At 41.7% G+C, this 10,945-nt stretch carries 4 protein-coding genes, 1 tRNA gene and 1 pseudogene; 3 read left to right on the top strand and 3 right to left on the bottom strand.

Translation table 11 applies throughout. The features are described 5' to 3' along the window. A pseudogene (locus DW938_RS13755) lies at positions 1-2,825 on the bottom strand (hypothetical protein); the annotation flags it as partial. Positions 2,826-3,050: 225 nt separating this feature from the next. Between DW938_RS13755 and DW938_RS13750 the strand changes: the two are divergent. Beyond that, positions 3,051-3,127: transfer RNA gene (locus DW938_RS13750), tRNA-Pro, on the top strand. Between the two features lie 768 nt (positions 3,128-3,895). Further along, the gene (locus DW938_RS13745) at positions 3,896-4,141 is read left to right on the top strand and encodes a hypothetical protein (protein WP_117878262.1); all 246 of its coding nucleotides are present in this window, start codon (positions 3,896-3,898) and stop codon (positions 4,139-4,141) included. Positions 4,142-4,364: 223 nt separating this feature from the next. Here DW938_RS13745 and cas13d read toward each other — a convergent pair whose 3' ends face one another. Further along, a complete protein-coding gene (cas13d, locus tag DW938_RS13740) occupies positions 4,365-7,124 on the bottom strand; it encodes a type VI-D CRISPR-associated RNA-guided ribonuclease Cas13d (protein WP_118125476.1) in 2,760 nt (919 codons plus the stop codon). A 1,733-nt stretch (positions 7,125-8,857) separates the two neighbouring features. Between cas13d and DW938_RS13735 the strand changes: the two genes are divergently transcribed. After that, the gene (locus DW938_RS13735) at positions 8,858-10,036 is read left to right on the top strand and encodes a hypothetical protein (protein WP_118125474.1); all 1,179 of its coding nucleotides are present in this window, start codon (positions 8,858-8,860) and stop codon (positions 10,034-10,036) included. 81 nt (positions 10,037-10,117) lie between these two features. On the opposite strand, the gene DW938_RS13730 is transcribed toward DW938_RS13735, so the two are convergent. Beyond that, positions 10,118-10,945, bottom strand: an 828-nt coding sequence (locus DW938_RS13730) for a fibronectin type III domain-containing protein (RefSeq protein ID WP_181984462.1), incomplete at its 5' end; no start/stop codon positions are given.

The raw sequence follows: 10,945 nt of genomic DNA, 5'->3' as shown, positions 1-10,945 counted from the left end.
CCAGGCTTCTTTGCCTTGCCATCATATGCGTAGGTCGAAGTGGAAAGTGTCACGCTTGCATTTGAAATGCTAATTCTTGAAAGTGCAGGGATCTCAGCCGTTTCAAGAACTTTCTTGCAGACTGTACATTCCTTGTGTTTTGAGCCTTTAACTCCGATAGAAGCCGCCTTGTCAGTTATCCAACCGCTTGACTTGTGACCTGTGGCATTTATCACTGTCTGAACCTTGATAACAGTATTGCAAACTGAGCAATGTGAGCCGTCTGTTTTGCCTGCGGTGGTGCAAGTAGCAGGGTAGCCCTTGTCGGTAACTGCGGTGTGACCCTTTGCAGGAAGCTTTTCTGTAACTGTCGCATTGCACTTTGTGCAAGTCTTTGTTTTTGTACCCTCTGATGTACAGGTCGGTTGTTTTGTTACAACAGAATTTCCGTAGCTGTGACCTGTTGCTTTTGTTGTGTTGTTCTTGTATGAAGTACCGCAAACAGAACACTTGTGGAGAGTATAGCCGTCAGCAGTGCAAGTAGGTGCAACAACTGTGTCAGCATATTTGTGTGAAGTCTTTGGTATAGTTTCTGTAACTGTCGCATTGCACTTTGTGCAAGTCTTTGTTTTTGTACCCTCTGATGTGCAAGTCGGCTGTTTTGTTACAACAGAATTTCCGTAGCTGTGACCTGTTGCTTTTGTTGTGTTGTCCTTGTATGAAGTACCGCAAACTGAACACTTGTGGAGAGTGTAGCCGTCAGTAGTGCAAGTAGGTGCAACAACTGTATCAGCATATTTGTGTGAAGTCTTTGGTATAGTTTCTGTAACTGTCGCATTGCACTTTGTGCAAGTCTTTATAGCAGTACCCTCTGATGTGCAAGTCGGCTGTTTTGTTACAACAGAATTTCCGTAGCTGTGACCTGTTGCTTTTGTTGTGTTGTCCTTATATGAAGTACCGCAAACAGAACACTTGTGGAGAGTGTAGCCGCCAGCAGTGCAAGTAGGCGCAACAACTGTGGTTGTGTAGCTGTGGGAAAGCTTTGCAATTGTTTCTGTTACTGTTGCTCCGCACTGTGTACAAGTTTTTGTTTTTGTACCTTCTGATGTGCAGGTCGGCTGTTTTGTGATAACAGCACTGCCATATGTGTGGCTCGTGCATCCGCAGGTGAGTTTGTATGTCTTTGCTACAGACGGATTGTATGTAGGATAAATTTTTACAGTGAGTGAACCGCCGTTTTTGAATGTGATACGTCTTATATCATTAGCATAGTTTTCAAGCTTATTTACACTTACCATACTGCGATCAGAAAATTCAACTGTGTAGTCTGTATCGTCATAAAGCCAGAAATCAATGCTGTCGCCCGCACTGAACTGAGTTTTGCTCAATACGCTTGAAAAGGACGTATTCGAAAGGTCTGTGCGCCAATAAACAGTGGTAGAAGTCGGAACTGTGAACTTATTCACATAACCGCAAGACTTGCAGGTCTGTGTTACAGTGCCGTCAGTTTTTGATGCGTACTTTGTTTCGTAGTCATGACCTGTTTTGACATCAAACGTCTTTATATCGCCAAGATTTGAAAGGTTCAGGGAGTTGAAGGTCACGTTATTTTTATCGTAAACATACCATACTGCTCTGCCGTTTTTGATAACAGGCTGGCAATCTGAAAGGCTTCCCTCAAAGGTGTGTATACTGCCGTTTACCGTGCCGTCAGAGTTTAGCTTCACACAGCTTACCTTTGTATCTCTGGCCCACAACAGCAAAAAGCTGTTATCATTTATCTTCACAAGCTGTGGGGCAGAAGCTGAGTCTGTACCCTCTGCATAAGAAGTTATCTTATTGAGCTTGTTTATGGAAAGGTCCTTTGAAACAGCGGAAACATAGACGTTTCGTGTTTTTGACGTATTGATATAGTCAAGGTCAACTGTACTCTGTGCCACGATATAGCTTGATGATGACACATCAAAGCCGCCTATAGCCGCACCTGTATAGTTATAGTGACCGGAGGTATATTCAGGGTATGTTACAACGTCGATATTGCTGACCTGTTCAAAATAGCTTGGGAAGAATTTGCCTGTAGTAAAATCAGAATTATACTTCACCAGAACGGCAGAACGTGGATGAGCGTCACCATGGTCGAGGGCGACTATATGGTTGCCGTCAGTTTTTATAAACTGATTGAAGGAGTGGCTAACATAGCCATAATCAACGTTCATGACGCCGGTATATGAATCAGTGATAGTCATTGACGGCATATCAACTTCAATGGTAACGTTAGACTGATGATTATTGCCGTCGCTTGACTTATACATCTCGTGGCAGGTTCTGACAAGCAGGTGGTCACCGCTGTGGGTCATTCTTGCCGAGCCTGCATCGAATGGAACTGTAGTGTTAGCTCCATACAGACCGCAGGACTTTATTTTGTTCCAATTCTTGTCATACTTTGTGATACGGAAAACCTCGAGGGAGTCGTTTTGTTTCGGATTTTCCTGACCGCTAAGGACATAATAATTATTGCCGGAGTCATAGAAAGCACCAAAGATAGGCAGCTCGTTGTCGATAAGCTTAGTGCTGAGCGGTTCAAAATCAGAGCTGTAATATTCCACAAGGAGCTTGCCCTCGATAGCGCCTGACTGAACACGCATATAATTGCCGTTGTCGCACACTGTCAGGTAAGATTTCACTGTGTCAGACCATTGCACATAGTCCTGATCATTCACATTAGAGCCTGAATACGCAACACATTGCGCCACGGCAAAGGCACTGAACGATCCAGCAGACACAGCAGTAGAAACAGCCATTGCGCCAGACAGGACAATGCTCAACATTCTTTTCTTCATATTCATCGATTTCATCACCTCATACAAAAACTTTTAAACGAGAACACCTTTATATATATAATATCACAACGCAAGGCGTATGTCAATGAAAATAAGTTACAATGAGAATGATTTCAATAAATTCGTCATACGCCAAAGGTCAACGCAGTAAAAAAAGCAAAGAGGATACAAAACAGAAAAAAACGCCTTGACAAGGTTTGATGGGTGTGATATAATATTACAGTGGTATTTCGAGGTGTGGCTCAGTTTGGTAGAGCGCTGCGTTCGGGACGCAGAGGCCGTGGGTTCAAGTCCCGTCACCTCGACCAGTCACTCGCCGTGACGGGCATTGTCCGTCATGGCTTTTTTTATTATCAGAACTTAACGCCGCAGGGAGAGTTTTTGTATTACCTAAACAAGTAGGGTTATGCTTTGAGGAACCGAAAAGCGTAACTCTTTTTATTTTGGTCGAAACGCAGGCTTGAACCCACTGTTCAACGTCCCGTCACCTCGACCAGTCACTCGCCGTGACTGGCATTGTCCGTCATGGCTTTTTTTATTATCAGAACTTAACGCCGCAGGGAGAGTTTTTGTATTACCTAAACAAGTAGGGTTATGCTTTGAGGAACCGAAAAGCGTAACTCTTTTTATTTTGGTCGAAACGCAGGCTTGAACCCACTGTTCAACGTCCTGTCACCTTGACCAGTCACTCGCCGTGACGGGCATCGTCCGTCATGGCTTTTTTATTATCAGAACTTAACGCCGCAGGGGGAGTTTTGGTATTACCTAAACAAGTAGGGTTATGCTTTGAGGAACCGAAAAGCGTAACTCTTTTTTTGTATGTTCCACATAGCAAACGTGCCTTATGACTAGCATTAAGGCACTTTATCGATTCAATCTTTCCCCAACCTCTCCGAAATCTCCAGCACAAGCTTCTGATCCTTCTCAGAAAGCCTCGATACGCTGTCAACTATTTTCTGCGTTAGTGCAGGATTTTTGCTGCCATCGTCGAAAAACTGCTGATGATAAAGATATAGAGCAGATAAAACGAACCATGCTTGAACGTGTCGAAAGTATCGAGCCTAGAATAAGAGATTATGCAGAAGAATGGCATATCAACATATTCAGACAAAAAGATCTCCGTTGGAGATATAAGAAAAACTCAGCTTATCACTACATATGGTGTTGGCGCTATAGTTGACTTTAAGAACGATACTGTTGTTATCGCTTCTACCGACGATTGGGACTATTCCCCTAATGACGCTGATGAGGTAGAAAATCGAAAAATATTCATCTTTTTAAGGAGCTTCATCAGCTTTTTGGCTTCTTCTTTTGTGATATGAGTTGTTACACCTTTAGATATCACGCCGTCTTTATCCAACAGCTTTATGCTGCTAAGCGTTTGTAAATATCCGCACCACATTGCATACAGCGCTCTGATTTTCACTTGTGCTACTTCTTCTTTCCCCAAAAACAAATCAAACAGAATATCCACCACGTCTTTTACAAGAATGAATATCACCGCCGCCACCTGTCCCCCAAGAGAGCGGCGGTATCTACACCACGCTACTTTTCAGTAAGATATTCATTTCTGTCAAACAACTGCTCAATTGAAAGATTTTTAAACCTCGGAATGTTGTATCCAAACGGCGAGTTGAGAGCCTTTACAAAGTCTTTCGTATAGCCGTGATTTTTTAAAAGATCGTCCTCATACTTTATTTTATCTTCTTGCTTTGTGTCATTTTCCCTTTTCGTGATACAGCGCTGCATAACATAATGATAAATGGAGAAGTAAGAATCCACTGTACGAATATCTCCTATGTATTCTTTCAGTTCACGAACTACAGTAAGATGAGCAATACAGTTGCGGTATTTTCTTGTCATGCTGCTGTCTGCATTATTGATATCAACTTCAACGCACTTGCGCAGCCGCTCGTTCTTTTTCAAGAACAAATTCGGCGACTTATCACAAAGTTCACAAAGCGTCTGTGAAAGTATCCTGTAGTCATTTTTCAAGTTCTTTGAAGCCAACTCAGGAATTATTTCCTTATACAGCCCAAAATCACGTTCAAGGCAGTGTATCGCAATAACATACCTTGCATTGACATTCACAAGATTTTTCACCAGCAGATACATGACCGTAAGATAAAGCCCGATAACAGCCTTTGCCCTCTCCTTAGCCACGTTTTCTCTGCCCTTTGCCTGCTGTTTCACATTTTTGAAATCATCAAATCTGATGTTCTTTATCATTCTCGCAAGCTCACTGCGCTTTGCTTCCAAAGAGCTGTTCATGTCAGGAAATTCCACACAACTCTTGTAATAACGTTCTATCTGCGTGTCAGGGATACCCCCAAGAACAAACATGACAACTTTCTCATTCTTAGCCACTTCTCTTATCTTCTGAGCGTTCGCATACTTGATAAGGTATACAAACCGAGATGACTCGATAACATTGTTTGTTATGAAATTTCTCAGACCATGTATGCCCTTGCCTTTTTCTTTAAGCTTTAAAATCTCGCTTATCCTATCGTCCGTGATCTTGTCGTCTATACCGAGTATAGTCAGTGCGTCACGGAACATCGTAAGCTTCGCCGAAGCCGCAGGCTTTCTCATGGAAGCAATGTTCTTTACGATAAAAAGCTCGTTGGTTATCCTCTGGCTGTCATTAAACAGCTTGTAGCCCGCCGTAAGCTCACACTCAACATCAACAGCAGAGCTTTTCATTATCTTCAAAAACTCCTTGATGTTATCAAACTTGCTGATAAGCGTTGTAAGAAGATCGTTTATCTCCTTGCCGTCAAGAAAATATGTGAGCATATATATCATTTTGGAGAAATACAAAAGGTCAGACGCATTCTTCTTTTCACTGTCAAGGATTTTCTCATCAAAATCCATGTCAGCCTTGCCAAGCTCCTTGATAACGTCACCGTTCATGTGGTCGGCGATATTTTCAAAATCATTCCTGAATTTGCCCCAAAGCTTTGCCGCTTCATCAGCATATATCCCCTCTTTTTCATCATCGGTCATTGAAAAACGCAGTTTGCGCACAAGAGATTCGCCTGCGGCAATGTCATTTCTGTAGTAGTTGCAGAAAAGCAGGAAATCCATAAGCTTGTACATCTTTGAGCGCACAGAGTCATATTGCTTGTCCTTAAATCTGAAGCCGTATTCCTCCAGCATTTTCTCACGAAGCTTTTTGATAGAAAAACCGAGATTTTTCTGAGATTTAAGCACAATGAAATCATAATAAAGGCGTATGATATCATCAGCCTCATAGCCTTTCATCATATCAATAAGCAAGCTGATATTGACCTTGTTGCCCTGGATAAAGCCCTTATTTATAGAATCAAATCTCTCATCTACAAGATAGTCAAGGGTTTCTCTGTATTCGGGATCAATAATGTCAATAAAGCTGTAAAGGTCTTCATCAAGCTTACTTGACTTATCATGGAAAACACTCTGCCTTATCTGTCCCACAATTGCAAGCATATGATAAACACGCTTTTTGTAAGCTTGCGAAACTCTTGTATCCTTTGTCTTTGGCTCTTCAAGACCGAAATAGCCAAGACGCTTAGTTTTCAGCAGGTCATTGAACGTGCTAGAGCTTTTCTTGATATTACCCTTTACCTTATCGGAAAGATTGCTTTTGTCAGGGTGAGTAAAAACTTCATAAGTATTTCTTGCAGAAAGATACCCCATAAAATCATCATAACTTTCAGAATCCTTTATACCAAGCATATTATTCAGCGCATAAACGATATTCGTTACATACACCGCAAGCATCTTTTCGATATCCAGAATGTTGTAAATAAGCTGGATATGTATATTATCATCAAAAGTTTTGCCGAAAAAGCGCTTTTCAAGCTCCGATTTAAGCCCCAGCATATCCCATCTTACAGGCGAGCTTTCACCGCTTCTGTGAGTAGGGTTTGAAGTATTTATCTTCACTCCGCTCCCAAAGCCATGCTTGCTTGAAAAAGTGATGTTTACCTCGTCTACATCACCAAGCTCGATATTGCTGCTGTCCTCAGAGGAAAGCTGAGTTTTGTTGTAGTCATTATTGTCCACCTCATATTCAAGCACAGCAGAATTGCCCTTGCCGAAAGAGGTTATGTACATTTTATTTTCGCTGACAAGAATAGACTTCATTCCTGCCGCCTTGACGGAGGATTTTTTCTTCTCTGCCGCAGGTGCAGCAGCCTCTGCAGCAGGCATGGCAGCGATCGCAGGAATAGCGTTATTATTTATCTCAGCCGCTTTGAGCTGTCTGGCTTTTTTCTGGGCCTCACGCAGCTCTCTAGGCTTCATTTTATTCTTTTTTGCCATAAATATCACTCCTTATATTAGTTATCCCTTAGCGCATTGAGCGTTAAGGGATTTTTTTATTTGTTGGTTTTGATGTTAAACTTTGCCAGTTGGTGCAAATTCGCACCAGTGTAGTAGTTCTTGGTTGCTACTATGACAAGGATCTTGTTTTAGACTAGTGCAAATTCGCACTAGTGTAGTAGAAATATGCTTTTGAGAAAAGCGGTTTGCAGTTTTAGACCAGTGCAAATTTGCACCAGTATAGTAGGACTTTGCAAGCGTCGTGCAGTCGAGTTTAGTTTTAGACTAGTGCAAATTTGCACCAGTGTAGTAGGCACACAGGATGCATCTTTTATTGACGATAGTTTTAGACTAGTGCAAATTCGCACCAGTGTAGTAGGTGCCTCTCCGAATTATCTTGAAGAAATGTGTTTTAGACTAGTGCAAATTCGCACTAGTGTAGTAGCCCCAATCGGCACATACAAGGTAATCGAGGAGTTTTAGACTAGTGCAAATTTGCACCAGTGTAGTAGCGAGCCAGAAATAATAAAAGTAGAGCCAGCGTTTTAGACTAGTGCAAATTCGCACTAGTGTAGTAGGGTTGAAGCAGGCGGTTCAATTACGTTCAAGTTTTAGACTCGTACAAATTCGCACTAGTGTAGTAGGTACAAATTTGAGCTGAGTTTATCACAGGCGTTTTAGACTAGTACAAATTCGCACTAGTGTAGTAGGTCAAAGTTGACAAAATAATCAATGATATTTTGTAATAAAACACCAAACTTATCTTATCGACGCTTTAACACATATATATTATACCATTTTCAGACACAAATGTCAATAGAAAGTGGTTGTTTTACATAAAGCATTTTCATTACCTCCCGTCTGTTGTTATTTCATCTCATTCCCCAATCTCCTTGACAGCTGCGATAGCGCAGTCAAGTACGGCTATGAGGATAGTCGTAAGGATCGTCTTTCCCATTTTTATCACCTCCCTAGTCTATTGTGATCTCGTCACAGCTCTCAATTTCCTTAACAACTGCTATCGCACAGTTAAGTGCCGATAAAAGGATAGTTGTAAGTATCTTTTTTCTCATTTTCATCACCTCCCGTCTGTTGTTATTTCATCTCATTCCCCAATCTCCTTGACAGCTGCGATAGCACAGTCAAGTACAGCTACAATGATAGCCTTAAGGATCGTCTTTCCCATTTTTATCACCCCCTAGTCTATTGTGATCTCGTCACAGCTCTCAATTTCCTTAACAACTGCTATCGCACAGTTAAGTGCCGATAAAAGGATAGTTGTAAGTATCTTTTTTCTCATTTTCATCACCTCCCGTCTGTTGTTATTTCATCTCATTCCCCAATCTCCTTGACAGCTGCGATAGCACAGTCAAGTACAGCTACAATGATAGCCTTAAGGATCGTCTTTCCCATTTTTATCACCTCCTGTCTGTTGTTATTTCATCTCATTCCCCAATCTCCTTGACAGCTGCGATAGCGCAGTCAAGTACAGCTACAATGATAGCCGTAAGGATCGTCTTTCCCATTTTTATCACCTCCTGTCCTTTGTTCTGTATACATTATACCACCTTATCATCGTCAACAAAAGTGTAATTTTCAAAAACTTTTTTGTCTATGTTTTTGCACATTTATCACGTTTTTACGGCATTTATATCACAATTTCAACAGAATAATTTTCTATGATATTGATAAAAAGTACATTTGTGATATAATGGATACAAGAGGTGATAAAAATGAGCATGACCCCAAGCACATTTCTGCCCAAGCGTGAGGGCGGCGTACCATATATCGCAGAGGTGCAATCCATACCCCTCTCACCCTCTGCATATTCCGTCATTATCAAGGACAAGTCCATATTTGAAACAAGCCTTTCCCCTAACGGCAGCGTATCAATGTCCTCATTTCTCACAAGTATATTTGATTCAGCATATATCGCATCATTAAAATACAAAAGTAACGATAACTATAAATATATTGGTATCCCACTTCTGAACGCATTCGTAGAATGGCAGATCGAGGAGATCGATGACGGCCTTGATGATAAAAGCAAGGAGATAATAAAAAGCTATCTTATCTCAAAGCTCTCTGCAAAATACAAAAAGACCAAGACCGAAAATGCAGTGCGAGTAAGGCTAAGCATATGCCGTGACCTTTACGATACACTGAGCAGTGATGACCTTTATTACGAAAACAAGGTGTACAGCTCGACCCTAAGAAGATTTCTGAAAGCCGTGTATGAGGACTATGCCCTGCTGTCAGATTGTGAACGTGAAAGGCTCCTTTTCGCCGACAATATCATAAAAATAAATGAAGTCATCAAACAAAACGGCAGCAGATATTACAGCTTCATTTACGCATATTCTAATATGTACAGCCGTGAAAAGCGCCGCATAAGGCTTATCCCATACCGTATCGTCAGCGACGAATATAAGATGTATAATTATCTTGTCTGCCTGTCCGACGAAAAAAGCGCAGGCAAAGAGTTCAAAGCCGACAGCTATCGCATAAGCAGATTGAGCGGACTAAGCATCGCAGAAAAGCTCAGCCAAAAGGAATACTCCTCCGTCACCGAATACGAACGGCTGAAAGAGGTTCACGTCAAGTCCGTGAAGCACCTACTCAGCGACCCACGTTTTGGCAGTGATGAGAGCGATATCTCCAAAGTGTACCTCACCGAAAAAGGCGTTGAAATGTTCGGCAAAATACTCTATCAGCGCCCCATACTGAAAGGCAATGAAAAGCCCAAGCCCAACGCTGTCAACGAGTTCATCTCCCCGCCTATTCAAGTCAAATACTATTTCAATAAGTTCGGCAAAGACGGCGTTATCATATCCCCAAGCGACTCGTTTGAAGAAATGAGAACGCTGTATGTCGAGGGTGCTGAGGCGTATAACCGAGAAGTTGAGATGTGAGAATATAAATGAAAATTATAGCAAAAAAACACCCCCATGCAGAAAACCTCTGCATGGGGGATATTTTATAAACGATAAAAATTATTTCTTAGTAGTCACACTCTTTGAAGCCGACCAAGCGCCGTAGTATTTCGTACCCTTTACAGTTGTGTACGAACGAACACGAACGTAATATTTCTTTTTGCCTGAAAGCTTTGAAACAGTGGTCTTGTCGGTCTTTTTGTTTGTTATGGTAACTTTCTTTGCACTTGTGAACTTTGAGTTGGTAGCGTACTGAATCTCGTATCCGGTAGCCGAGCCTTTCTGTGCCCAGTCCACAAAGAAAGCCTTGCTCTTAGCTGTGAGCTTCTGTATCTCCTGCTTTGCAGGATTTATCTTGAACGTCTTTATGACAGTGCCTGTGTAAGAGCCTTTTCCTGCGATTTTTACAGTGGCAGTGCCTATTTTCTTGTTGTTTGAGTACGAAACTGTGTAGTCAGTGCCATTCTTTAGAGTTTTGCCATTATATTTAACAGTAATGCTCTGAGTGATGTTCTTGCCAGTGAAAGCCTTTGTGGAAATGCCCGAAACTGTGGCTTTCTTGAAGTTATTTTTGATACTGTAGGTCTTAGAAACTGAGCCTGTGTAATTGCCCTTGCCTGTGATTTTTACAGTAGCTGTTCCGACCTTGGTGTTGTTTGAATAGGAAACTGTGTAATCTGTACCATTCTTCAAAGTTTTGCCGTTTAGCTTGACCGTTACACCAGGCTTCTTTGCCTTGCCATCATATGCGTAGGTCGAAGTGGAAAGTGTCACGCTTGCCTTTGAGATGCTAATTCTTGAAAGTGCAGGAATTTCAGCCGTTTCAAGAACTTTCTTGCAGACTGTACATTCCTTGTGCTTTGAGCCTTTAACTCCGATAGAAGCCGT

This window comes from Ruminococcus sp. AM43-6 (assembly GCF_003461785.1).
GTDB lineage: Bacteria > Bacillota > Clostridia > Oscillospirales > Ruminococcaceae > Hominimerdicola > Hominimerdicola aceti.
Note: the sequence above shows the minus strand (reverse complement) of the source record. Positions and strands in the feature narration are given on the sequence as shown.